General features: G+C 62.7%; 22 protein-coding genes. 17 read left to right on the top strand and 5 right to left on the bottom strand.

The features are described from left to right. Positions 1-2 precede the first annotated feature (2 nt). Entirely contained in the window at positions 3-1,301 is a 1,299-nt protein-coding gene (locus tag NCR93_RS03130) for an RsmB/NOP family class I SAM-dependent RNA methyltransferase (RefSeq protein WP_008351189.1), read from the bottom strand. After that, on the bottom strand, positions 1,298-1,948 hold the full coding sequence (gene purN / locus NCR93_RS03125) for a phosphoribosylglycinamide formyltransferase (protein WP_175982813.1): 651 nt from the start codon (positions 1,946-1,948) through the stop codon (positions 1,298-1,300). Before purN ends, NCR93_RS03130 begins: the two co-directional genes overlap by 4 nt. A gap of 149 nt (positions 1,949-2,097) precedes the next feature. On the opposite strand from purN, the gene NCR93_RS03120 reads away from it, so the two are divergent. The 6 genes from NCR93_RS03120 to NCR93_RS03095 all read left to right on the top strand — a co-directional run bounded on the left by NCR93_RS03120 (position 2,098) and on the right by NCR93_RS03095 (position 9,437). Continuing rightward, entirely contained in the window at positions 2,098-3,093 is a 996-nt protein-coding gene (locus tag NCR93_RS03120) for a bifunctional riboflavin kinase/FAD synthetase (RefSeq protein WP_008351191.1), read from the top strand. 95 nt (positions 3,094-3,188) lie between these two features. Continuing rightward, the gene (gene ileS / locus NCR93_RS03115; protein WP_034472965.1) at positions 3,189-6,020 is read left to right on the top strand and encodes an isoleucine--tRNA ligase; all 2,832 of its coding nucleotides are present in this window, start codon (positions 3,189-3,191) and stop codon (positions 6,018-6,020) included. Further along, positions 6,021-6,539 carry a signal peptidase II gene (lspA, locus tag NCR93_RS03110; protein ID WP_033537118.1) on the top strand — a complete coding sequence of 173 codons (519 nt, stop codon included), beginning with the start codon at positions 6,021-6,023 and terminating at the stop codon, positions 6,537-6,539. A 54-nt stretch (positions 6,540-6,593) separates the two neighbouring features. Beyond that, the gene (gene coaBC / locus NCR93_RS03105; protein WP_175982814.1) at positions 6,594-7,802 is read left to right on the top strand and encodes a bifunctional phosphopantothenoylcysteine decarboxylase/phosphopantothenate--cysteine ligase CoaBC; all 1,209 of its coding nucleotides are present in this window, start codon (positions 6,594-6,596) and stop codon (positions 7,800-7,802) included. 88 nt (positions 7,803-7,890) lie between these two features. Then, positions 7,891-8,337 carry a dUTP diphosphatase gene (gene dut / locus NCR93_RS03100; protein ID WP_175982815.1) on the top strand — a complete coding sequence of 149 codons (447 nt, stop codon included), beginning with the start codon at positions 7,891-7,893 and terminating at the stop codon, positions 8,335-8,337. Positions 8,338-8,819: 482 nt separating this feature from the next. Beyond that, positions 8,820-9,437 (top strand): hypothetical protein, encoded by a 618-nt coding sequence (locus NCR93_RS03095; protein WP_175982816.1) that lies wholly within the window; start codon positions 8,820-8,822, stop codon positions 9,435-9,437. A gap of 175 nt (positions 9,438-9,612) precedes the next feature. On the opposite strand, the gene clpA is transcribed toward NCR93_RS03095, so the two are convergent. Together clpA and clpS are read right to left on the bottom strand one after the other, a co-directional pair. After that, on the bottom strand, positions 9,613-11,916 hold the full coding sequence (clpA, locus tag NCR93_RS03090; RefSeq protein WP_008351197.1) for an ATP-dependent Clp protease ATP-binding subunit ClpA: 2,304 nt from the start codon (positions 11,914-11,916) through the stop codon (positions 9,613-9,615). Further along, positions 11,913-12,227, bottom strand: a complete 315-nt coding sequence (clpS, locus tag NCR93_RS03085) for an ATP-dependent Clp protease adapter ClpS (RefSeq protein WP_008351199.1) — start codon at positions 12,225-12,227, stop codon at positions 11,913-11,915. The genes clpA and clpS overlap by 4 nt, the downstream gene beginning before the upstream one ends. Positions 12,228-12,752: 525 nt before the next feature. Between clpS and cspD the strand changes: the two genes are divergently transcribed. Further along, the gene (gene cspD / locus NCR93_RS03080; protein ID WP_008351201.1) at positions 12,753-12,959 is read left to right on the top strand and encodes a cold shock domain-containing protein CspD; all 207 of its coding nucleotides are present in this window, start codon (positions 12,753-12,755) and stop codon (positions 12,957-12,959) included. A gap of 158 nt (positions 12,960-13,117) precedes the next feature. Here the strand turns inward: cspD and icd are convergent, their stop codons facing one another. Beyond that, positions 13,118-14,374, bottom strand: a complete 1,257-nt coding sequence (gene icd, locus NCR93_RS03075) for an NADP-dependent isocitrate dehydrogenase (protein WP_008351202.1) — start codon at positions 14,372-14,374, stop codon at positions 13,118-13,120. 200 nt (positions 14,375-14,574) lie between these two features. Here icd and NCR93_RS03070 point away from each other — a divergent pair, with 200 nt between their 5' ends. The 10 genes from NCR93_RS03070 (at position 14,575) to NCR93_RS03025 (ending at position 25,537) form a co-directional block, all read left to right on the top strand. Then, complete coding sequence (locus NCR93_RS03070) at positions 14,575-15,150, top strand: pseudouridine synthase (RefSeq protein ID WP_008351207.1); 576 nt, start codon at positions 14,575-14,577, stop codon at positions 15,148-15,150. Positions 15,151-15,533: 383 nt separating this feature from the next. Beyond that, complete coding sequence (locus tag NCR93_RS03065; protein ID WP_075583544.1) at positions 15,534-15,740, top strand: hypothetical protein; 207 nt, start codon at positions 15,534-15,536, stop codon at positions 15,738-15,740. A gap of 123 nt (positions 15,741-15,863) precedes the next feature. Then, positions 15,864-16,433, top strand: coding sequence for a DUF192 domain-containing protein (locus tag NCR93_RS03060; RefSeq protein WP_008351215.1), 570 nt, complete (start codon positions 15,864-15,866; stop codon positions 16,431-16,433). 193 nt (positions 16,434-16,626) lie between these two features. Next, a complete protein-coding gene (fusA, locus tag NCR93_RS03055; RefSeq protein WP_008351216.1) occupies positions 16,627-18,732 on the top strand; it encodes an elongation factor G in 2,106 nt (701 codons plus the stop codon). A gap of 100 nt (positions 18,733-18,832) precedes the next feature. Continuing rightward, positions 18,833-19,315: a cupin domain-containing protein gene (locus NCR93_RS03050; protein ID WP_033537126.1), complete on the top strand. Its 483-nt coding sequence runs from the start codon at positions 18,833-18,835 to the stop codon at positions 19,313-19,315. 128 nt (positions 19,316-19,443) lie between these two features. After that, positions 19,444-21,105 carry an ABC transporter substrate-binding protein gene (locus NCR93_RS03045; protein WP_175982817.1) on the top strand — a complete coding sequence of 554 codons (1,662 nt, stop codon included), beginning with the start codon at positions 19,444-19,446 and terminating at the stop codon, positions 21,103-21,105. Positions 21,106-21,109: 4 nt separating this feature from the next. Next, positions 21,110-22,117 carry an ABC transporter permease gene (locus tag NCR93_RS03040; protein ID WP_008351219.1) on the top strand — a complete coding sequence of 336 codons (1,008 nt, stop codon included), beginning with the start codon at positions 21,110-21,112 and terminating at the stop codon, positions 22,115-22,117. Further along, positions 22,114-22,971, top strand: coding sequence for an ABC transporter permease (locus NCR93_RS03035; protein ID WP_008351220.1), 858 nt, complete (start codon positions 22,114-22,116; stop codon positions 22,969-22,971). Before NCR93_RS03040 ends, NCR93_RS03035 begins: the two co-directional genes overlap by 4 nt. Further along, on the top strand, positions 22,968-25,043 hold the full coding sequence (locus NCR93_RS03030; RefSeq protein WP_175982818.1) for an ABC transporter ATP-binding protein: 2,076 nt from the start codon (positions 22,968-22,970) through the stop codon (positions 25,041-25,043). Before NCR93_RS03035 ends, NCR93_RS03030 begins: the two co-directional genes overlap by 4 nt. A 74-nt stretch (positions 25,044-25,117) precedes the next feature. Continuing rightward, positions 25,118-25,537 carry a hypothetical protein gene (locus NCR93_RS03025; RefSeq protein ID WP_175982819.1) on the top strand — a complete coding sequence of 140 codons (420 nt, stop codon included), beginning with the start codon at positions 25,118-25,120 and terminating at the stop codon, positions 25,535-25,537. Positions 25,538-25,543 lie beyond the last annotated feature (6 nt).

Genomic DNA, 25,543 nt, shown 5'->3' with positions numbered 1-25,543 from the left:
GCTTACGCGGTTTCTTCGGCCGCTTTGGGCGCTTTTGCGGCGTCCGGCACGCGCTCCAGCACCGCCGCGAAGAAGCCGTCGGTGCCGTGCTTGTGCGGCCACAGCGACAGGAATTCGCCCGTATCGAGATCGATGCGCTGTTCCGCCAGCACGTCGCGCGCGGGCACGACGCGGAAGTTCGGATGCGTCTCGAGGAACTGCTTCACGACGTCTTCGTTCTCCGCTTCGAGCATCGAGCAGGTCGCATAGACGAGACGGCCGCCGGTCTTCACGAGGCGCGCGGCGCTCGACAGGATCGAGAGCTGCTTGGGCGTGAGTTCCGCGACGGTCGCGGGCGACTGGCGCCACTTCAGATCCGGATTGCGACGCAGCGTGCCGAGGCCCGAGCACGGCGCATCGACGAGCACGCGGTCGATCTTGCCCGCGAGACGCTTGATCTTCGCGTCGTGCTCGCTGTCGATCAGCACCGGATTCACGTTCGACAGACCGCTGCGCGCAAGCCGCGGCTTGAGCTTCGCGAGCCGGCGATCGGACACGTCGAAGGCGTAGAGACGGCCGGTCGAGCGCATCATCGCGCCGAGGGCGAGCGTCTTGCCGCCCGCGCCCGCGCAGAAATCGACGATCATTTCGCCGCGGCGCGGGGCCATCAGCGAGCAGAGCAACTGGCTACCCTCGTCCTGCACTTCGATCCAGCCTTCCTGGAACGGCGCGAGACGCGTAAGCGCCGGCTTGCCGTCCACGCGGATGCCGAACGGCGCGAACGGCATTTCGCCGGCGTCGATGCCCGCTTCGGTCAGCGCCTTCAGCACGACCTTGCGATCCGCCTTGATCGGATTCGAGCGCAGATCGAGCGGCGCGGGATAGTTCAGCGCGGCGGCGAGCTGCGCGAGTTCCTCCGGCTCGAAGCGCTTGCCCATCGCGTCGTAGATCCACTGCGGCAGGTTGGTCCGCACGCGCACCGGCAAGCTCGCCGGATCGATCTTCGAGACTTGCGAGAGCCATTGATACTCATCGGCCGAGACGAACGGCTTCAGCGCGGAGAGCCCGGCCGTCTGCATCAGCCCGAGCAGCGCCAGACGGCGCGCCTGGTTGCCGCTGCCGCTTTCCGCGAGATGCGAAAACTCCATCTTCCGGCGCAGCACCGCGAAAACCGCCTCGGCGATCACGCCGCGCTCGCCGTGCCCGAGCTTCGGATGCGCGCGGAAAAAGCGGCTCGTCGCGGCATCGGCGGGGCCGGAAAAGCGGAGCACGTCCGCAAGCAGCGTTTCGGTTTGTCCAATCAGAAATCCATGCAGCCTCATACGCCCTCCCCGGCAATGTCGGCAAAGAGCCATTGCGGCTCAGACGGCGTGAGCGCGACGCGCTCCCCTTCGATAGAAAGACGCCCTTCGATAAACCAGCGCACCGCGCGCGGATAGATGTCGTGCTCGACCTTGAGCACGCGCGCGGCGAGCGCGGCGGCATCGTCGCCGGCGACGACCGGCACCGCGCCTTGCGCGACGATCGGCCCGTGATCGAGCGTCGGCGTCACGAAATGCACGCTTGCGCCGTGCACGCGCACGCCGGCGTCGAGCGCCTGCTGATGCGTACGCAAGCCCGGAAAACACGGCAGCAGCGACGGATGAATGTTGAGCATGCGCCCGGCATATTTCGCGACGAAGGCGTCGGTCAGCACGCGCATGAAGCCGGCCAATACGACGAGATCGGGCTCGAAGCGATCGATTTCACGCGCGAGCGCGGCATCGAACGATTCGCGACCGTCGAACTGACGATGATCCACCACCTTCGTTTCGATGCCGTTCGCGGCCGCGAAGCCTAGCCCGGCGGCATCGGGCCGGTTGGAAATGACCGCGCAGACGCGAGCCGGCCAGCCTTCGCGCGCGCATGCACGCACGACGGCCTCCATGTTGCTCCCGCGTCCGGAGATCAGAATGACGATTTTTTTCATCCGCGGATTTTATCATTCGAAGGGTGCGAAAATCGTGCCATACGGGTTCGGTCAGGCATCGCGCCGGGGCGCTCGCGCCCGTCCTCCTTGCGAGCGTTTATAATCTAACGCTTTGCAGCATCAGCCCCTCCCACCGACCATCGCCTATCGTGAGAGTCTTTCGCGGCCTCCCCAATGCCGAAAGCCGGGCGCCCTGCGCACTGACCATCGGCAATTTCGACGGTGTCCATCGCGGCCACCAGGCGCTGCTCGCGCATGTGCGGGCAGCCGCCGACGCGCGCGGCCTGCCGGTCTGCGTGATGACTTTCGAGCCGCATCCGCGCGAGTTCTTCAATCCGGCGGGCGCGCCGCCGCGCATCGCGATGCTGCGCGACAAGCTCGAAGCGCTGCGCACCAACGGCGTCGATCGCGTGGTGGTCGAGCATTTCAACAAGACGTTCGCGGGACAATCGCCGGATACGTTCGTGAAGAACGTCATCGTCGATGGCCTGCACGCGCGCTGGGTCATGGTCGGCGACGACTTCTGCTACGGCGCGAAACGCGCGGGCAATTTCGAGTCGTTGAAAGCCGCCGGCGAGAAATACGGCTTCGAAGTCGAGCAGATGGCAACAGTCGCGCATCCGAACGGCACGCGCATATCGTCGTCGTCGGTGCGGGCGTCGCTCGTCGCGGGCGATCTCGACGCGGCGCAAGTCGCGCTCGGGCGCCCGTATGTCATCAGCGGTCACGTCGTGCACGGCGCGAAGCTCGGACGCGATCTCGGCTTTCCCACGCTGAATCTGCCGATCGCGCACAAACGGCCGGCGCTCGCGGGCATCTTCGTCGTGCGCGTGCACGGCCTCGCCGATGAACCGCTGCCCGCCGTCGCGAGCCTCGGCCTGCGCCCGACCGTCGACGATTCCGGCCGCGTGCTGCTCGAAGTGTTCGTGCTCGACTGGCACGGCGACGCCTACGGCAAGCTCGTGCGCGTCGAATTCCTGAAAAAGCTGCGCGACGAGGAGAAGTACGTCGACCTCGAAACGCTCGGCCGCGCCATCGCGAAAGACGTCGACAACGCGCGCGCGTACTTCGGCCTGCCGCCCGCGAGCAACGCCGGCAGCCGCGCGACGGGCTTCGCCATCTCGGCGACCGACCGAATTAGGTGAGCGTGCGGCGCGTTCTTGTGCCGTCCGCTGCCCCGCTTCCGAATCACCGCGCGCTAAAAGACGAGCGCCGTCTCACCGAATTCACTGAGTCACCCATGAGCGACAAGAAAGAAAAAGCCTCCTCGAAGTATCCCGTCAACCTGCTCGACACGCCCTTCCCGATGCGCGGCGACCTGCCCAAGCGCGAACCCGCGTGGGTCAAGGAGTGGCAGGACAACAAGATCTACGAGAAGATCCGCGCGGCGTCGAAGGGCCGCAAGAAGTTCATCCTGCACGACGGCCCGCCGTATGCGAACGGCGACATCCACCTCGGTCACGCCGTCAACAAGATCCTGAAGGACATGATCGTCAAGGCGCGCAATCTCGCGGGCTTCGACGCGGTCTACGTGCCGGGCTGGGACTGTCACGGCATGCCGATCGAAATCCAGATCGAAAAGCAGTTCGGCAAGACGCTGCCCGCCATCGAAGTGATGCGGAAGGCGCGCGCCTATGCGGGCGAACAGATCGAAAAACAGAAGGTCGGCTTCCGGCGCCTGGGCGTGCTCGGCGACTGGGACAATCCGTACAAGACGATGAACTTCGCCAACGAAGCGGGCGAGATCCGCGCGCTCGGCAAGATCATGGAGAAGGGCTTCGTGTTCCGCGGCCTGAAGCCGGTAAACTGGTGCTTCGACTGCGGCTCGGCGCTGGCCGAAGCGGAAGTCGAATACAAGGACAAGACCGATCCGACCATCGACGTCATGTTCGCGTTCGCCGAACCGGAGAAGTCCGCGCAGGCGTTCGGCCTGCCCGCGCTGCCGAAGACGGAAGGCGGCATCGTCATCTGGACGACGACGCCCTGGACCATTCCCGCGAACCAGGCGCTGAACGTGCATCCGGAGATCGTCTACGCGCTCGTCGATACGCCGCGCGGTCTCCTGATCCTCGCGCAGGAGCGCGTCGAAGCGTGCCTGCAGAACTACGGCCTGACGGGCGAAGTCATCGCGACGACGACCGGCGAAAAGCTCGCGAACCTGCGCTTCCACCATCCGCTCGCGGCAGCGCATCCGGGCTACAAGCGCACGGCGCCGGTCTATCTCGGCGATTACGTGACGACGGAAAGCGGCACGGGCATCGTGCATTCGTCGCCGGCGTATGGCGTGGAAGACTTCGTGTCGTGCAAGGCGCACGGCATGCCGGACTCGGACATCATCAACCCGGTGATGGGCGATGGCCGCTATATCGAATCGTTGCCGCTGTTCGGCGGGCTCTCGATCTGGAAGGCGAATCCGCAGATCGTCGAAGCGCTCGAAGGCGCGGGATCGCTGCTCAAGAGCGAAAAGTACACGCACAGCTACATGCACTGCTGGCGCCACAAGACGCCGATCATCTATCGCGCGACCTCGCAATGGTTCGCCGGCATGGACGTGAAGCCGAAGGACGGCGGCCGCACGCTGCGCGAGATCGCGCTGGAAGGCGTCGAGAACACGGCGTTTTATCCGTCATGGGGCAAGCAGCGTCTTTACAGCATGATCGCGAATCGCCCGGACTGGACGCTTTCGCGTCAGCGTCAGTGGGGCGTGCCGATGGCGTTCTTCGTGCACAAGGAAACCGGCGAGCTGCATCCGCGCACGCTTGAGTTGCTGGAAGAAGTGGCGAAGCGTGTGGAGGAAGGCGGCATCGAAACGTGGCAATCGCTCGATCCGCGCGAACTGATCGGCGACGAAGCCAACATGTACGAGAAGAACCGCGACACGCTCGACGTGTGGTTCGATTCCGGCACGACGCACTGGCACGTGCTGCGCGGCTCGCACAAGGATTCGCTGCAGTTTCCGGCCGATCTCTATCTCGAAGGCTCGGACCAGCATCGCGGCTGGTTCCATTCGTCGCTGCTCACCGCGTCGATGCTCGACGGCCGCGCGCCCTACGACGCGCTGCTCACGCACGGCTTCACCGTCGATGGCGAAGGCCGCAAGATGTCGAAGTCGCTCGGCAACGGCATCGATCCGCACGAAGTGTCCAATCGCCTTGGCGCGGAAATCATCCGTTTGTGGATCGCATCGACGGACTATTCGGGCGAGCTCGCGATCTCCGAGGAAATCCTGAAGCGCGTGACGGAGACGTATCGCCGTATCCGCAACACGCTGCGCTTCCTGCTCGCGAATCTGTCGGACTTCGATTTCGACAAGAACGCGCTGCCGGTTCAGGACTGGCTCGAAATCGATCGATACGCCATCGCGCTCACGCGCAATCTGCAGGACGACGCCCTCGCGCACTACGAGAAGTACGAATTCCATCCGGTCGTCGCGAAGATCGCGACATTCTGCTCGGAAGACCTCGGCGGCTTCTATCTCGACGTGCTGAAGGATCGCCTCTACACCACGAAGCCCGATTCGCGCGAGCGCCGCAGCGCGCAAACCGCGCTGTTCCATATCGCGCACGGCTTGTTGCGTCTCGTCGCGCCGTATCTGTCGTTCACGGCCGAAGAAGCGTACAAGGTGCTCAAGCCCGGTCAGGAAACGATCTTCACGGAAGTCTTCGCGACGTATCCGGAGATCGCGAACGGCGGCGATCTGCTCGACAAGTGGACGCTCATCCGCAGCGCGCGCGGCGACGTCACCAAGGCGCTCGAAGAAGCGCGCACGGCCAATCAGATCGGTTCGTCGCTGCAGGCGGAAGTCGTGGTTCGTGCGAGCGGCGCGCGTTACGACGCACTCGCGAGTCTCGGCGATGCATTGCGCTTCGTGCTGATCACGTCGTCGGCGCAAGTGGAAAAGGTGGCGAGCGAAGCAGAAGAAGGCGTCGATGTCGCCGCGTCGAGCTACATGAAGTGCGAGCGCTGCTGGCACTATTGCGCCGATGTCGGCTCGCACCCGGAACATCCGGGCCTCTGCGGCCGCTGCTTCTCCAATCTCTTCGGCGCAGGCGAAACGCGAGGCGCGGCATAAATGGCTCGAACGATGGCAAAGCAAACTTCCGTTAGAACCGCGAGCAGCGGTTCGCTCGCGCCGTGGCTCGGCGTCGCGCTGATCGTCATTCTGTTCGACCAGTTGACGAAGATCGCCGTGCAGCGCGTGTTCGCCTATGGCGATCCGCATGCGCTCACGCCCTTTTTCAATCTGCTGCTCGTCTACAACCGCGGCGCGGCGTTCAGCTTCCTCGCGATGGCGGGCGGCTGGCAGCGCTGGGCGTTCACGGCGTTGGGCGTCGTCGCGGCGATCGTGATTTGCTATCTGCTCAAGCGCCATTCGGGGCAGCGCATGTTCTGCACGGCGTTGTCGCTCATCATGGGCGGTGCGATCGGCAATGTCATCGACCGGATTGCGTACGGGCACGTCATCGACTTTCTGGATTTTCATGTGAACGCGTGGCACTGGCCGGCGTTCAACCTCGCCGATAGCGCGATCACCGTCGGCGCGGTCCTGCTGATTTTCGACGAACTGCGGCGCGTGCGCGGTTCACGTTGATATTCACGACGCGGCTCCTCTCACGGAGCCGTGTTCTTTTGCGATGGAGGCAAGTTGGAACTCGCGGGCAAACATCTCGTTTTAGGACTGACCGGCGGCATCGCCTGCTACAAGATCGCCGAACTGACGCGCCTGCTCGTCAAGGCCGGCGCGACCGTGCAGATCGTGATGACCGAAGCGGCCACGCAGTTCATCACGCCCGTCACGATGCAGGCGCTGTCGGGCCGTCCCGTGTACACGTCGCAGTGGGATGCGCGCATGCCGAACAACATGCCGCACATCGATCTTTCGCGCGAAGCGGATGCGATCGTCATCGCGCCCGCCTCGACCGACTTCATGGCGAAGCTCGCGCATGGCATGTGCGACGACCTGCTTTCGACGTTGTGCATCGCGCGCGATTGCCCGCTGCTCGTCGTGCCCGCGATGAACCGCCAGATGTGGCAAAGCCCGCCGACGCAGCGCAATGTCAGCCAGCTTCGCGCCGATGGCGTCGAAGTGCTCGGTCCGGATTCGGGCTCGCAGGCGTGCGGCGAAGTCGGCGACGGCCGCATGATCGAGCCCGAAGCCGCGTTCGAAGCGATCTGCGCGTTCTTTCAGCCGAAGATTCTGGGCGGCCAGCGCGTGCTGATTACCGCCGGTCCGACCTTCGAGCCGCTCGATCCGGTCCGCGGCATCACCAATCGTTCGTCGGGCAAGATGGGCTTCGCGCTCGCACGCGCGGCGGCGCAGGCGGGCGCGGACGTGCATCTCGTCGCCGGTCCGGTTTCCCTGCCGACGCCGTGGGGCGTGTATCGCGAAGACGTGCAGACCGCGCAGGAAATGCACGATGCGGTGATGGCCGCGACCCCTGACACCGACATCTTCATCGCGGTCGCCGCGGTGGCGGACTGGCGCGTCGATCACGTCAGCGAGCAGAAGATCAAAAAGACCGCCGACGCGTTGCCGACGTTCAACTTCATCGAGAATCCGGACATTCTCGCGTCGGTGGCGAAGCTGCCGAATCCGCCTTTTTGCGTCGGCTTTGCGGCGGAAAGCGGCAATCTCGAGGTTCATGGCGATGAGAAACGCAAGCGCAAGAACGTGCCGCTGCTGATCGGCAATATCGGACAGCTCACGTTCGGACGCGACGACAACGAAGTCGTGCTGTTCGAAGAAAGCGGCACGACACCGCTGCCGCGCGCCGGCAAGCAGGAACTCGCGCGCACGCTGATCGCGGAGATCGCAAAACGCGCGCCGAAGACCGGCGGCACGCTGTTGTCGTGACCGAACTCGACGCCGCGCGCACGCGCTCCTATCGACTTCCCGCCGATGCTTTCGAGCTCGGCCATTCCATTCAATAACGCCTCGATTTATGAAACTCGACGTCAAGATTCTCGATGCGCGCATGCGCGACTTCATGCCCGCCTACGCCACGCCCGGCAGCGCGGGCCTCGATCTGCGCGCGTGCCTCGATGCGCCGCTCGTCATCGAGCCGCATCAGACCGTGCTCGTGCCGACCGGCCTCGCCATTCATCTCGCCGATCCCGGCTATGCCGCGGTGATCCTTCCGCGCTCGGGTCTGGGTCACAAGCATGGCATCGTTCTCGGCAATCTCGTTGGGCTGATCGATTCGGATTATCAAGGCCAACTGATGGTTTCGACGTGGAATCGCGGCGACACCGCGTTCACGCTGAACCCGATGGAGCGTCTCGCACAGATGGTGATCGTGCCGGTTGTGCAGGCGCAGTTCAATATCGTCGATGATTTCGAAGCGAGCGAGCGCGGGCTTGGTGGATTTGGAAGTACCGGGAAACACTGAAAGCGAATGCACTCGCGCTGGGACGAGACATAGATCGTCCCACTGATCAGTTCCATTACCGATGAAACGCGGATTATCTTTTAGATAATCCGCGTTTTTGTTTAACGATCCAAAATATCGAACTTTCAAATAGGAAAATTCTCGCAATCAAATCGCTTGCGCGTATTACAAACCTTCACAGTTATTTTGACATTACAAACCTATAACTCCCTACAGCAAAAGAACGCGCGGACTATCTCCATCAACATAACTGCAGCTATCTCGGCGCGTTGCTCGAGACAGCATCGAGTTCATCGCTTGACGATGAGCCCAATGTTTTCACGCACGTCTCCGCTGCGAAATTCCGATTCAAACGTTTGTTGTCGACTCTGACTTAATAAACCCGTGGAGGTAGCCATGTAGACCGCTTCAATACTCGATCCAATTGGATTAATCCGCGCCGCTTTATTTAGGATTCACAGTCATATCTCTAGGAGTGCATCATGGCCCAAGAATGTATGTTTTCAGACAACTACCAGCTCGCACTGGAATTTCCCACCGTCTCGCTGTCCGGCCTTGCACCGCCTGCCAGCGGATTCAAATTCTATGACCATTGGTTTTACTCCAATGACGCTGGCGTCCAATCAGTCTGCAACCCCGGCCGTGATGGGCAGGCGCTTCTGGGCGAAACAACTTCTACCGTAGTAAGTAAGCTCGATGTGGCTCAAGTGAGTTTCTACTCCAACACCTACACCGCGCAAATGTTTCCGACGTCGTATAACGGCCTGTTCTACCTTGTCGCCATTCAAGTAGATGCAGACATACACGGCAATGACTGCGAGGAAATCATCCTTGGCCCGCTTCCGCCCCCGCCCCTGGAAACCGTACTGGCGAGCCCCGACGATCACCACGATTCGTCGTGCATGCAAGGAATCGGCTGGAGATTTTTCACCATATTCGGAGTGTCGCCGGACTTCGTAAAACCCTCATCGGCAGTCTCGTTTCACAGCAATAACGGGGAACACGGCAAGTTTCGGCTCTCAGGTACAACTGGAGATAAAGACTTGCGCATCGTAACCATCAGCTCGATCAACATCATGGTCGGAACGCTCAACCCGTGAGGACGCAAACAGAAACGCGCTTGCTCGTTTGCGCGCATCATCTGGACTTCGAGACTCATGGGATGGGACACGGATACATTAAACATGCTTGAGCATGGAACGGCTTGTTGTGAAACGCGCAAAAAAAAAGCGTGGGCTCTTTCGAGTCCACGCTTATCGTCCCGCCTTAAACGCGTTAATCCACTTCGATCGCTTCCGGATTCGGATTGCGCGGCGGCGCCGAGTTTTCGTCGAACGTCAGCTGCACCTTGTCGTCCGCATCGACATCGACCGTCACGCGGCCGCCGTTGACCAGCTTGCCGAACAGGAGCTCGTCGGCCAGGGCGCGACGGATCGTGTCCTGAATCAGACGCTGCATCGGACGCGCGCCCATCAGCGGATCGAAACCGTGCTTCGCCAGGTGCTTGCGCAGCGAATCGGTGAAGACCGCATCGACCTTCTTCTCGTGCAACTGATCTTCCAGTTGCATGAGGAACTTGTCGACCACGCGCAGGATGATTTCCTCGTCCAGCGAACGGAAGCTGATGATCTGGTCCAGACGGTTGCGGAACTCCGGCGTGAACATGCGCTTGATGTCGGCCATTTCGTCGCCCGACTCGCGTCGCGACGTGAAGCCGATCACCGCCTTGCCCATTGCCTCGGCGCCCGCGTTCGTCGTCATGATGATGATGACGTTGCGGAAATCCGCCTTGCGTCCGTTGTTGTCAGTCAGCGTGCCGTGGTCCATCACCTGCAAGAGCACGTTGTAGATGTCCGGATGCGCCTTCTCGATTTCGTCGAGGAGCAGCACGCAATGCGGCTTCTTCGTGACGGCTTCGGTCAGCAAACCGCCCTGGTCGAAACCGACATAGCCCGGCGGCGCGCCGATCAGACGGCTGACCGCATGGCGTTCCATGTACTCCGACATGTCGAAGCGCAGCAGTTCGATGCCCAGCGTGAACGCCAACTGCTTCGCGACCTCCGTCTTGCCGACGCCCGTCGGGCCGGAGAACAGGAACGCACCGATCGGCTTGTCCAGCTTGCCGAGACCCGCGCGCGCCATCTTGATCGACGCCGACAGCGCGTCGATCGCCGGATCCTGACCGAACACGACGGCTTTCAGGTCGCGATCGAGCGTCTGGAGCTTGCTGCGGTCATCCTGTGACACGCTCTGCGCCGGCACGCGCGCGATCTTCGAGATGATCTCTTCGATCTCGCTCTTGCCGATGGTCTTCTTCTGCTTCGACTTCGGCAGGATGCGTTGCGCCGCGCCCGCTTCATCGATCACGTCGATGGCCTTGTCCGGCAGATGACGGTCCGTGATGAATCGTGCCGACAGTTCCGCCGCCGCCGACAGCGCACCCGACGAATACTTCACGCCGTGATGCTCTTCGAAGCGCGTCTTGAGGCCGCGCAGAATCGCCACCGTCTGTTCGACGGACGGCTCGGTGACATCGACCTTCTGGAAACGCCGCGACAACGCCGCGTCCTTCTCGAAGATGCCGCGATATTCCGTGAACGTGGTCGCGCCGATGCACTTCAACTGACCCGACGACAACGCCGGCTTCAGCAGGTTCGATGCGTCGAGCGTGCCGCCCGATGCCGCGCCCGCGCCGATCAGCGTATGAATTTCGTCGATGAACAGAATCGCGTGCGGACGCTCTTTCAGTTCCTTCAACACCGTCTTCAGACGTTGCTCGAAATCGCCGCGATACTTCGTGCCGGCGAGCAGCGCGCCCATGTCGAGCGAGTAGACCTGTGCATCGGCGAGGATGTCCGGCACTTCGCCGCGCGTGATGCGCCATGCGAGGCCCTCGGCGATCGCCGTCTTGCCGACGCCGGCTTCGCCGACGAGCAGCGGATTATTCTTGCGACGGCGGCACAGCACCTGCACCACACGCTCGACTTCGAGTTCACGGCCGATCAGCGGATCGATCTTGCCGTCCTTCGCGAGCTGGTTGAGGTTCTGCGTGAACTGCGCGAGCGGCGTTTCCTTCTGCGCAGCGGCGTCTTCCGATTCCGGATTCGCTTCGCTGCTCGCCTTGGCGGCGTCGCCGCTATTCGTCTTCGCAATGCCGTGCGAAATGAAATTCACGACATCGAGACGCGTGACGCCCTGCTGCTGCAGGTAGTACACCGCGTGCGAGTCCTTCTCGCCGAAGATCGCGACCAGCACGTTCGCGCCGGTCACTTCCTTCTTGCCATTCGAAGTCGATTGCACGTGCATGATCGCGCGCTGGATCACGCGCTGGAAACCAAGCGTCGGCTGAGTATCGACGTCGTCCGTGCCGGGCACGGTCGGCGTGTTGTCATGAATGAAATTGCGCAGGTTCTGACGCAAATCTTCAATGTTGGCTGCGCAGGCGCGCAACACTTCAGCCGCGGTCGGATTGTCCAACAGGGCGAGCAACAGGTGCTCGACCGTTATGAACTCATGCCGCGCCTGACGTGCTTCCATAAACGCCATGTGCAGACTGACTTCCAGTTCCTGGGCAATCATGCTTCCTCCATCACGCACTGCAGCGGATGCCCCGCTTGCCGTGCATGGCTAACGACTTGCTCAACTTTGGTCGACGCAATGTCTCGCGTGTAGACCCCACAAACTCCCCTGCCTTCGCGATGAACCTTGAGCATGATCTGCGTCGCGGTCTCACGATCCTTATTGAAGTATTCCTGCACGATCATCACGACGAATTCCATCGGCGTGAAGTCGTCATTCAGCAGCACCACCTTGTACATGGCCGGCTTCTTGAGCTTCTGCTCCTGCCGCTCCAGTACCGTGCCATCCTGCTTGTTGGGATTGATCGCCATACACCCATTCTAAACATCACGGACGTCCTCGCAATCGCCGCTCCAGCACCGACCGCCCGGTCGGAATGTGTCGCTGAAAACCGCACTCGCACAGGTGTCGCCCATCGAATCCTGCCGCTGCCCAACATTTCGGCGCGGCCCGCTTGCACCTCGTCGAAACCAGTATCGCACAGCTTCAAAAAAAACAAACCGAGCACCAAGCGCTGCGGGCCGCCGGGTATCACACAAGTGAGTCGATTATGCGACTTTTCAAGATGACTTGCTTGGACGGCAGCACACACGCAAAGCAGGAATTACCCTACGAATGCGCTCTTTGCAACGAGCTTAACGGCTATCCCAAAAATTCCTTGACACCCGATTTAAGAGATTTAACAATCAAACTGGCACTTTTTTCCGGGGGCCAACCACGGACGAAAAAAGAGGCCGAGGTGAGCTTGTGAGGAGGGGGCGGTTCACATTGTGGGGTGTGCCGTCGAGCTTTTCGAGCGTGCTCTGGGTGCGACAAGAGTTAGAGGGGAAGTACGAATGTCTACTGGTACGGTCAAATGGTTCAACGACGCGAAAGGCTACGGATTCATCACGCCCGATGAAGGCGGCGAGGATCTGTTCGCACATTTCTCGGCGATTCAAATGAACGGTTTCAAGACGCTCAAGGAAGGCCAGAAGGTCAGCTTCGAGATCGTCCAGGGACCGAAAGGCAAACAAGCTTCGAACATTCAGGACGCTGCCTGACCGTTCGATCGACTTAGCCTCGTGAAACCCGGCCTTCGCGCCGGGTTTTTTCATGCCTCGCGCGTTGCACGCATATGAGGCATGTGCGCGAAATAAAAACCCCGGAAGGCGTAGGCCTTCCGGGGTTTTTATTTACCACATCGAATCGAGGTGAGTCCTCACATATTCTCGATCATCACCTCTCCGAAACCCGAACACGATACTTGCGTCGCGCCTTCCATCAAACGCGCGAAGTCGTACGTGACGCGCTTCGAAAGAATCGACTGCTCCATCGACGAAATGATGCGGTCCGCCGCCTCGAACCAGCCGAGATGGCGCAGCATCATTTCGGCGGACAAAATTTCCGAACCGGGATTCACGTAGTCCTTGCCCGCGTATTTCGGCGCCGTGCCGTGCGTCGCCTCGAACATCGCGACGGAATCCGACATGTTCGCGCCCGGCGCGATGCCGATGCCGCCCACCTGCGCCGCGAGCGCGTCCGAGATGTAGTCGCCGTTCAGGTTGAGCGTGGCAATCACGTCGTATTCGGCGGGACGCAGCAGGATTTGCTGAAGGAACGCATCGGCGATCACATCCTTCACGACGATATCGCTGCCCGACTTCGGATTCTTCACCTTCATCCACGGGCCGCCGTCGATCAGTTCCGCGCCGAACTCCTTCTGCGCGAGCGCGTAGCCGTAATCGCGGAAGGCGCCTTCGGTGAACTTCATGATGTTGCCCTTGTGCACGAGCGTCACCGAGCGGCGATCGTTGTCGATCGCGTACTGGATCGCCTTGCGCACGAGCCGCTCCGTGCCCTCGCGCGAAACGGGCTTGATGCCGAGTCCCGACGAATCAGGGAAGCGGATCTTCTTCACGCCCATTTCTTCGCGCAGGAACTTGATGACCTTCTTCGCTTCGGGCGAATCCGCCGGCCATTCGACGCCCGCGTAGATGTCTTCCGAATTCTCGCGGAAGATCACCATGTCGATCTTCTCCGGTTCGCGCACCGGCGACGGCACGCCCTTGAAGTAGCGCACCGGACGCAGACACACGTAGAGATCGAGTTGCTGACGAAGCGCCACGTTCAGCGAGCGGATGCCGCCGCCGACGGGCGTCGTGAGCGGCCCTTTGATCGACACGATGAAATCCTTCACCACTTCGAGCGTTTCGTCCGGCAGCCACACGTCGGGGCCGTAGACGCGCGTCGCCTTTTCGCCCGCGAAGATTTCCATCCATTGAATCTTGCGCTTGCCGCCGTAGGCCTTCTCGACCGCCGCATCGACGACCTTGATCATCACCGGCGTGATGTCGACGCCCGTGCCGTCGCCCTCGATATACGGGATGATCGGCTGATCCGAGACGTTGAGCGAGAAGTCCGCGTTGACGGTGATCTTGTCACCGCCTTCCGGAACCTTGATGTGCTGATACGGCATGGTCGACTCCAAATAAGGCCGGGCTTGAATGGAAGCAAGCAAACTGGATAGAGAGCGATGCGATGCAGCATGCGCGGGCGATGAACCCGCGCGATGAAGTTCACTTCATCATTCTAACCATGCTGGCTTGTCCCGGCGCGCCCGAAAGCCGCCGCGCGCATGCTTTAAGATGCCGCATCCGACCACGCCGCGCGCCTCGCATGTCACTTATCGCCCTGAACAAGCCCTTCGGCACCATCTGCCAGTTTTCGGCGCACGAGACGCGCGCGTCGCTCGGCGACTGGGTGAAGACGCCGGGCGTGTATCCCGCGGGCCGACTCGACGCCGATAGCGAAGGCCTGCTCCTCCTCACCGACGACGGCGCGCTCCAGGCCCGCATCGCGGAGCCGCGTCACAAGCTGGTAAAGCGCTATTGGGCGCAAGTCGAAGGCGCGCCCGACGAAGCCGCGCTCGCGCGTCTTTCGAAAGGCGTCGATCTCGGCGATTACGTGACGCAGCCGTGCCGCAGCGCATTCGTCGACGAACGCGACATCGAAGCGCTCTGGCCACGCAATCCGCCGATCCGCTATCGCGCCGCCATCCCGACGACGTGGATCGAGCTCGCCATCACCGAAGGCAAGAATCGGCAGGTGCGGCGCATGACGGCTGCAGTCGGCTTTCCGACCTTGCGGCTCGTACGCGTCGCGATCGGCGCGCTCGATATCTTCACGCTCGGCCTCGCGCCGGGCGAGACCGTCGAGGTTGCCCCGCGCGCGCCGTGGCAACGCGTTCGTTGAATCGCATTCAACTATCCTGAATATCGGCCGTGTGCATCGTTTAGTGCGACGTGTTTAAACGTGCTGTCATCGAGATCGAGTAGCGCATATCGCGCCGCCGATATTTTTTTGTCGCCGCGCAATTTTCTCTGTAAATCGCGTCAACCGACTCTTCACGCGACGCGTTAAGGGCGTCAGATGCCGCATAAAGCTATCCGGCATGAGCGAATAACTGATTACAACTACCTGTGTGCTCCAGGGAGTTTGAAAGGTTCAAGCGTTCACAGTCGCATCGAATTTGAATTATCGATGTCGAGTGTCAACCGAAAGGTAGGTGGCTCGTTTACCGACATGACTCAATGACCGGGTCGTTTGGTTAATTAACTCAAGCTGAGGATTCACAGATGAACAAACTGATCGCTGCTCTCGTCGCTGGCCTGTTCGCAACCGCTGCTTTCGCACAAGAAGCTTCGGCACCGGCCGCTGCTGCTCCGGCAGCTGCTTCGTCGGCTCACAAGTCGGCTCACAAGAAGACGTCGCACAAGTCGTCGAAGTCGCACAAGAAGGCAGCCGCTGCGTCGGCTCCGGCAGCCGCTTCGGCAGCTCAGTAAGTTTTTTGTAAGAGGCGGTATAGCGAAGTCAAGAACGAGCATTACCGCCGTCCTTACGGCGTTCAAAGGGCAGATGGCCGCAAGGCGTCTGCCCTTTTGTTTTGTGCCTGCGCATCGAGTAACATGCGCGGGGTTTGTCCGGCTCAGGCGCAAGCCATCGATCAGAAAGGGAGCTTTGCCGTGAATCTCGTCTCGCGCTTCTTCAATCAACAAATCAACCTCGGCAAGCTCGCGCGCGCATGCGTGATCGCGCTTGCCCTGCCCTTCGCCGCATTGCCGCTCGCACAGGCGCAGACGATGCCGCCCGGCGCCAAGCAGCCGTCCGACTTTCCGCGTGCAAAGCTGACCGCGGGCATGTATGTGATCGACGCCGCCGTCGCCGCGAACGATGCCGATCGCGAGCAAGGTCTCATGTATCGCACGCAGCTCGCACCGAACGAAGGCATGCTCTTCGTGTTCAATGAAAACGCCGTGCATTGCTTCTGGATGAAGAACACGCTGATCCCGCTGTCGATCGCGTTCATCCGCGCGGACGGCACGATCACCGACATCGACGAGATGCAGGCCGAAACCGAGAACAACCACTGCCCGCGCAACAACGGCGTGTATGCGCTCGAAATGCCGAAGGGATGGTTTGCCGCGAAAGGCATCAAGCCGGGCACGCAGATCAAAGGCTTGCCGCGCGCGCAGTAACGCGCTTCTTGCCCGCCCGAACAACCGGCGTCGTCGCACGACACGCCGGTTTTTTTGCGTCCGGGAAGTCGCTTGCGCCGGGCTGGCAGGATTCCTGCAAAGAGCCTGCCGACGCGCTATCCTAAAAAGATTCGGCGCGACGCATTCGCGTTGGCTTCACACGCCGCGCCGACTCAAACCACAGGAGGTTCACGTGCCCCGCAAGACTCCCATCGAGCGCTATCGGAATATCGGAATCAGCGCTCACATCGATGCCGGCAAAACTACGACTACCGAGCGCATCCTTTTCTACACCGGCGTGACGCACAAGATCGGCGAAGTGCACGACGGCGCGGCCACGATGGACTGGATGGAGCAGGAGCAGGAACGCGGCATCACGATTACCTCCGCGGCAACGACGGCCTTCTGGAAAGGCATGGCCGGCAATTATCCGGAACATCGCATCAACATCATCGATACGCCGGGGCACGTCGACTTCACGATCGAAGTCGAGCGCTCGATGCGCGTGCTCGATGGCGCGTGCATGGTCTACGACTCGGTCGGCGGCGTGCAGCCGCAATCGGAAACCGTGTGGCGTCAGGCGAACAAGTACAAGGTGCCGCGCATCGCGTTCGTCAACAAGATGGACCGCGTCGGCGCGGACTTCTTTCGCGTGCAGCGGCAGATCGGCGACCGGCTGAAGGGCGTCGCGGTGCCGATCCAGATTCCGATCGGCGCGGAAGATCACTTTCAGGGCGTCGTCGACCTCGTGAAGATGAAGGCGATCGTCTGGGACGACGAGAGCCAGGGCATCAAGTTCACCTACGAGGAAATTCCCGACAACCTCAAGGATCTCGCGCACGAGTGGCGCGAGAAGATGGTCGAGGCCGCCGCCGAAGCGAGCGAAGAGCTGCTCGAGAAGTATCTGGAAGACCACAACAGCCTGACCGAGGACGAGATCAAGGGCGCGCTGCGCAAACGCACGATCGCCAACGAAATCGTACCGATGCTCTGCGGCAGCGCGTTCAAGAACAAGGGCGTCCAGGCGATGCTCGACGCCGTGATCGACTACCTGCCCTCGCCCGTCGACGTGCCCGCGATTCTCGGCCACACGGAAGACGACGAGGAAGCGGAGCGTCATCCGAGCGACGACGAGCCGTTCTCCGCGCTCGCGTTCAAGATCATGACCGACCCGTTCGTCGGGCAGTTGATCTTCTTCCGCGTGTATTCGGGCGTCGTGAATTCAGGCGACACGGTCTTCAATCCGGTGAAGGACAAGAAGGAGCGCCTCGGCCGGATTCTGCAAATGCACGCGAACGAGCGCAAGGAAATCAAGGAGGTGCGCGCGGGCGACATCGCGGCGGCCGTCGGTCTCAAGGAAGCGACGACCGGCGACACGCTTTGCGATCCGCAGAACGTCATCATCCTCGAACGGATGATCTTCCCTGAACCGGTGATCTCGCAGGCCGTCGAACCGAAGACGAAGGCCGATCAGGAAAAGATGGGCATCGCGCTGAACCGTCTCGCGCAGGAAGATCCGTCGTTCCGCGTGACGACCGATGAGGAATCGGGCCAGACGATCATCTCCGGCATGGGCGAGCTGCACCTCGAGATTCTCGTCGACCGGATGAAGCGCGAGTTCGGCGTCGAGGCGACGGTCGGCAAGCCGCAGGTCGCGTATCGCGAGACCGTGCGCAACAAGGTCGAGGATGTCGAAGGCAAATTCGTCAAGCAGTCGGGCGGACGCGGGCAGTACGGTCACGCCGTGATCGCGCTGGAGCCGGACCCCGGCAAGGGCTACGAGTTCGTCGACCAGATCAAGGGCGGCGTGATTCCGCGCGAGTTCATCCCCGCCGTCGACAAGGGCATTCAGGAAACGCTGAAGGCCGGCGTGCTCGCAGGCTATCCGGTCGTCGACGTGAAAGTGCGGCTCACCTTCGGCTCGTATCACGATGTCGATTCGAACGAAAACGCGTTCCGCATGGCGGGCTCGATGGCCTTCAAGGAAGCGATGCGCAAGGCGAAGCCCGTGCTGCTCGAACCGATGATGGCCGTCGAAGTCGAGACGCCCGAGGACTTCATGGGCAACGTGATGGGCGATCTCTCGGGCCGGCGCGGCATCGTGCAGGGCATGGAGGACATCGCGGGCGGCGGCGGCAAGCTCGTGCGCGCGGAAGTGCCGCTTGCCGAGATGTTCGGCTACTCGACGTCGCTGCGCTCGCTGACGCAAGGCCGCGCGACCTACACGATGGAGTTCAAGCATTACGCGGAGACGCCGTCGAACGTGTCGGAAGCGATCATCAATTCGAAAGCGAAATAATCGCGATCGAACCGTGTAGTATCGGAAGTCCGTTGCTCGCTTCCTTGATGGCGGCAACGGACTTTTTCATATCCGCAGACGATACACGGGCATGAGCGACATGAGCGATCCACATCAGCACATCGATTGGCGCGAACACGGCGTCAAGGTCATCAAGGGCGATCAGCTCGACACCAACACGCCGCAGACGCCCGGCATGAACCGCGCGGCTGCCATCAACGCGGCGCGCGTCGGCGCCCAGAAAATCTGGGCCGGCACGGTCACGATCCATCCGAATGCGAAAACCGGCGCGCATCATCACGGCGCGCTCGAAAGCGTCATCTATGTCGTGCGCGGCCAGGCGCGCATGCGCTGGGGCGAGCATCTCGAGTTCACGGCCGAGGCCGGTCCCGGCGACTTCATTTTCGTGCCGCCTTATGTGCCGCACCAGGAAATCAACGCGAGCACCGCCGATCCGCTCGAATGCGTGCTCGTGCGCAGCGACAACGAAGCGGTGGTGGTGAATCTGAACATCGATGCCGTCGAGAAGCCCGAGGAAGTCTATTGGGTCGATCCGATTCACAAGCATCCACACGATCACTGAAAAGCGCACGGGCGCGTCATGGAGCGGCGCGTTCCTTGCTAGCGATGCCCGAATGCACCTCGACGGCGCGGTCGAGCCGATCGCGCGTGGGCGACGGCCAGCAAACAACGACAACGGAAAAGCACACGATGAAGAAACCTTCGACCGACGCGCATCTTCTGGAACTGGCCCGCCCTCGCGCGGGCGAACTGGGCAATCACGCGATCGACGAGTTCATGGCCGGACGCCTCACGCGCCGCGAGTTGCTGCGCCATGCGAGCGTGCTCGGCATCGCGCTCACGGCGGGCGGCATCTTCGGTATGCCGGGCGCGCGGGCGCAAGGCGCGGGCAAGCCGGGCGGCACGATCCGCGTCGCGCATCTGATGCCCGCGGGCGCCGTCGATCCGCTCACCGTGACGGATGCGTCGGGGCTTGCGCTCATCAATCAGACCGGCGAATTTCTCGTCGACGACGACAGCGAGCATCTGACGCTCAAGCCGGCGCTCGCGCTGTCGTGGTCGTCGAATGCCAAGGGCGACGTGTGGACGTTCAAGCTGCGCCCGAACGTGAAGTTCCACGACGGCCAGCCGATGACCGCGAAGGACGTCGTCGCGACCTTCAACCGCCTGTCCGATCCGGCGACCGGCTCGGCTGCGCTTTCGGTGCTGAAGGGCGTGCTGTCGAAGGATTCGGCGAAGGCCGTCGACGATCACACCGTCGAGTTTCATCTCGACGCGCCCAATGGCAATTTCCCGTATTACGTTTCCTCGGATACGTATAACGCCGTGATCCTCCCGGCGAATTTCAGCGGCCCTTACGAGAAGACGTTCATGGGCACGGGCGCGCTGAAGCTGGAGAAATACACGCCGAAAGTGGGCGCATCGTTCGTGCGCAATCCCGACTACTGGGGCGAGAAAGCGCTGCCCGATCGCGTGCAGTTTTCCTTCTACGCGGATCAACAGGCGCAGCTTCTCGCGATGCAAGGCCGCCAGGCCGACGTGATGGGCGACTTCACGGTGCAAGGCGGGGTCGCGATGCTGACGAATCCGCAATTCAAGGTGCTCGGCACGAAGTCGAGTTCGCATCGGCAACTGCATATGCGCTGCGACATGGCGCCGTTCAAGGACAAGCGCGTGCGTCAGGCGCTCGCGCTCGCGATCGATCGCGAAGTCATCGTGAAGGGCCTGTTCCGCGGCCGCGCGCAAGTCGGCAACGACAGCCCGTTCGCGCCGGTTTTTCCGTCGAGCGATCTCAGCGTGCCGCAACGCAAGATCGACATCGCGCAGGCGAAGCAGCTGATGAGCGATGCCGGCGTCGCGAACGGCTTCGACGTCACGCTCACGACCGAAAAGTACATGGAGATCCCCGATCTCGCAGTCGTCGTGCAGAACGCGGCGAAGGCGATCGGCATACGCATCCAGTTGAAGGTCGAGAGTCAGGACCTCTATTACGGCTCGGGCACGTTCGGCAAGTCGGACTGGCTCGATTCGCCGCTCGGCATCACCGATTACGGGCATCGCGGCGTGCCGAACGTGTTCCTCAACGCGCCGCTGACGAGCGGCGGCACCTGGAACGCGGCGCACTTCAAGAATCCCGAATACGACAAGCTCGTCGCGCAGTTCGTCGCGGCGCTCGACGTCGCGTCGCAGAAGAAGCTGTCCGCGCAGATTCAGCATTTGCTGCTCGACGAAACGCCGGTCGTCATCCCCTACTTCTACGACCAGCTGATCGTCACGCGCGCCAATGTCTCCGGCGTGCGCTTCAACGCGATTTCGCAGATGTGGTTCGACCGCGCGACGATCTCGGCGTAAGCGAATGAGCACCATCACGCCCACGGCGCACGTCGCCGACTTCGCCCGAATGAAGCGCATCGCGCGCTTCGTCGGCGTGCGGCTCTTGCTCGCGCTCGTCACGCTGTGGCTTCTGTCGATGATCGTGTTCGCGGGCGGCCAGTTGCTGCCCGGCGACGTCGGCCGCGCGATTCTCGGCCCGCTCGCCGACGCGCGCGCGGTCGCCGCGCTCAACCATCAGCTTGGCGTCGACCGGCCGCTTCTCACGCAGTATTCGAGCTGGATCGGCCATTTCCTGCGCGGCGACATGGGCGAGTCCTACGCGTTTCGCGCGCCCGTCGCGCCGTTCATCGGCAACGCGCTGTGGAATTCGGCGAAGCTCGGCGCGCTCGCGTTCGTCGTCGTGGTGCCGCTCGGCATCGCGGGCGGCGTGTACGCGGCGCTGCATTCGGGACGATGGATCGATCGCGTCATCAGCATCGGCGGATTGACGGCGACGGTGGTGCCGGAATTCGTCTCGTCGATCGTGCTGATCCTGATCTTCGGCGTCTGGCTGCAATGGCTGCCGATCGAAGCGACCGCGCCTGCCGACGCGGGCTTCTTCACGCAACTCGAACATCTGATCCTGCCAGTGCTGCCGCTCGTCTTCGTGTTCTTCGGCTACATCGCGCGGATGGCGCGCGCGGGCACCGTCGAAGCGCTCGACGCCGATTACACGCGCACCGCGATCCTGAAGGGCTTGCCGCAGCGCGTCGTGATCGTGCGCCATGTGCTGCGCAACGCGCTTTTGCCGACCGTCACCGTCGCCGCGACGCAGCTCGGCTACATGATCGGCGGACTCGTCGTCGTGGAAACGCTGTTTCACTACCAGGGCATCGGCTCGCTGATCTACAACGCCGCAAAAGCGAAGGACTTTCCGATGCTCGAAGCGGGCGTGTTGACCATCGGCGTGATCTATACGGCGGCGAATCTGATCGCCGATGCGCTCTACGTCGTGCTCAATCCGCGCCTGCGCACCGGGGAAGCGAAATGAGCACGGCGGCCGCTATCGCACCGAAATCGCGCCGCTTCGAAGCGTTGAGCGCGCTCGTGCGTTCCGCGACCTTCGATATCGGCGTGCTGATCCTGCTCTTCTGGGTGCTGTGCGCGCTCTTCGGCCACTGGCTCGTGCCGCACGATCCCTACGCGTCCGATCCGCTCAACTCGCTCGTCGCGCCTTCGGGCGATCACTGGTTCGGCACCGACCAGCTCGGTCGCGACGTGTTCGCGCGCGTGATCGTCGGCTCGCGCGACATTCTGACGATCGCGCCGCTCGCGACCTTGCTCGGCACGGCGGCGGGCACGGCGCTCGGGCTCGTCGTCGGCTATTTCGACGGCTGGGTCGACGCCGCCATCGGCCGCGTGATCGATGCGCTGCTCGCGCTGCCGCTCGTGATCGTCGCGCTGCTCGCGCTCGCCGCCGTCGGCGCGAGCAACACGACAGTGATCCTCGTCATCGGCCTCACCTTCGCGCCGATCACCGCGCGAACCGTGCGCGCCGCCGTGCTGAGCGAGCGCCATCTCGACTACGTGCTCGCGGCGCAATTGCGCGGCGAGAACGCGCTCTACATCATGTTCGCGGAGATTCTGCCAAACGTGCTGCCGCCGATCATCGTCGAGGCGACCGTTCGTCTCGGCTACGCGATCTTCGCCGTCGCGACGCTGTCGTTTCTCGGCTTCGGCATTCAGCCGCCGTCCGCCGACTGGGGTCTCGCCTTGTCCGAAAGCTATACGCTGATGGCGGGCGGCGCGTGGTGGACCGTCGTCTTCGACGCCGCCGCGATCGCGTCGCTGGTCGTCGCGGTGAATCTCGTCGCGGATGCCGTGCAAGGAGTGCTCGACCGATGAACGGACCGCCGCCATCGGCTTTTCCCACGTTCGGCGCCGCGAAAGGCGATCAGGCCGACGCGCTCACGGTCGTCGGCCTCACGGTCGCGTACCGTTCGCGCGGACGCGAACGTGAAGTGCTGCAGGACGTCACGTTGCGCGTCAGGCGCGGCGAGGCCTACGGGCTGGTCGGTGAATCGGGCTGCGGCAAGTCGACCGCCGCGCTCGCGGTGCTGCGCTACTTGCCGCGCAACGGGCGCGTGAAGGCTGGCCGCATGTCGATCGCCGGGCGCGACGTCGCCGCGCTCGACGCCGACGCGCTGCGCGGCATGCGCGCGACCGCCGTGTCGATGGTCTATCAGGATCCCGGACGCGCGCTGAATCCGTCGCTGACGATCGCGCGGCAAGTCTCCGAAGCGTTCGAAGTCACGGGCGCATCCGCCGACGAAGCGCTGTCGCGCACGGCCGACATGCTGAGACGCGTGCGCATCGCATCGCCCGAACGCGTGATGGAGAGTTATCCGCATCAGCTTTCGGGCGGGATGCAGCAACGCGTGGTCATCGCGATGGCGCTCGCGTGCAATCCCGAACTGCTGATTCTCGACGAACCGACCACGGGCCTCGACGCCACCGTCGAAGCCGAAGTGCTCGACCTCATCGCGCAATTGCGTGCGGAGTTGGGCACGGCCGTGCTCTTCATCAGCCACAATCTCGCGGTGATCGGGCGCATGTGCGATCGCGTTGGCGTGCTGTACGCGGGCAAGCTCGTCGAGGAAGGCACGACCGCCGACGTGTTCGCCAAGCCGCGTCATCCGTACACGGTCGGCCTGCTGCGCTGTCTGCCGCGTGCGGGGCGCGCCAAGGAAACGGGCCGGCTCGACACGATTCCAGGCTCCCTCCCGCTGCCCGGATCGATCACGCAGGGCTGCATTTTCGCGCCGCGCTGCAAGCTCGCCGACGAGCGTTGTCTGAAGGACGCGCCGCCGCCGTATCGCGTGGCGTCGGCGCACGGCGATCAGATGGCGCGCTGTCACTATCACGAACGCGCGGAAACGCTGCCGCGCTCGGCCGACGAAGCGCCGGTGCCCGTCGCCGATGCCGACGGTGTCGATCAGCCGCTCGCGCTATCCGCGCGCAATCTCTCGAAGACATTCCGCGTCGGCGATGAAGACGTGCGCGCCGTCCACGATGTCTCGCTCGATCTCGTGCAGGGCGAAACGCTCGGGCTCGTCGGCGAATCGGGCAGCGGCAAGACGACGCTCGCGAAGCTGCTGCTCGGCCTCGTATCGCCCGACAAAGGCGCGTCGCTCGAACTCGACGGCGCCGCGCTGCCCGAGCGCGTGACCCGGCGCAGCGAAGAACAGGTGAAGTCGCTGCAGATCGTCTTTCAGAACCCGGATTCCGCGCTGAATCGCGCGCATTCCGTGCGGCAACTGATCGCGCGTTCGCTGTCGAAGCTCGCCGCGTTGCACGGCGAAGCGAAGGAACAGCGCCTGCACACGCTGACCGAAGCGGTGCGTCTGCCGGAGCGCTATCTGAGCTCGCGCACGCGGCAACTGTCGGGCGGATTGAAGCAGCGCGTCGCGATCGCGCGCGCGTTCGCGGGCGATCCGCGCGTCGTCGTGTGCGACGAACCGACTTCCGCGCTCGATGTCTCCGTGCAGGCCGCGATCCTCAATCTGCTTGCCGATCTGCAGCGCGAGCGCCGCGTCTCCTACGTGTTCATCTCGCATGATTTGCATGTCGTGCGCTATCTGTCGGACCGCATCGCCGTGCTGTATCTCGGGCGCATCATGGAGATCGGGCGCGCGGCCGCCGTCTTCGACGGACCGCAGCATCCGTACACCGAAGCATTGCTGTCGTCGGTGCCGTCGATCGACGGGACGCACGCGAAGCGCATCCGGCTGTCGGGCGAGTTGCCGAGCGCGGCGAATCCGCCTTCGGGCTGCGTGTTCCATACGCGCTGTCCGCGCAAGATCGGCGAAATCTGCGAAACCGAAACGCCGCCGTGCCGCGACGCCGGCGACGGTCACGCGATTCATTGCCACATTCCCGTCGACGAATTGCGTACGCTGCAGCGTCAGGCGCGCTGAGGCTTTCGTCGGAACCAAAGCGGCGTTGCGCGCCTCTCATCGGTTCAACCTTCAAAACAACGAGGATTCAACCGATGAAACCCGCCCTCTCCGCCGCGCTTTGCGCACTGACTTTCGGCGTCGCGACGGCCGCGCAGGCGCAGACCGCACCACAGGCTCCGGCGCCCGGCGCGTCCGATCCGACTTTCTCGGCCTACGCGCTCGCGCAGCAATGCGCCGCGAGGTCCGACAACACGGCGCAAGGACAATGCGTGGGCGCGGTACGCGGAATCGTGCGCGGTTATCAGTACGGCGTGCTGTTTCTGTCGCAGCGCACCTCGCTGCCCGATGGCGAGACGAAGCGCGTATCGCTGTGTCTCGCGGACACGACCGTGTCGTCGATCGTCGACGACTTCCTCGCCGATGCGAAGCAGGTCAACGAAGCCGATCTGAGGCGCACACCCGCGGAAGTCGCGGTGCTCGGCTCGGTGCACGCGCATCACGCGTGCACGTGATCCGGC

The organism is Caballeronia sp. ATUFL_F1_KS39, from assembly GCF_023630985.1.
GTDB classification, from domain to species: domain Bacteria; phylum Pseudomonadota; class Gammaproteobacteria; order Burkholderiales; family Burkholderiaceae; genus Caballeronia; species Caballeronia zhejiangensis.
The sequence above is the reverse complement of the archived record's forward strand: the minus strand, read 5'-3'. Positions and strand labels throughout refer to the sequence as shown.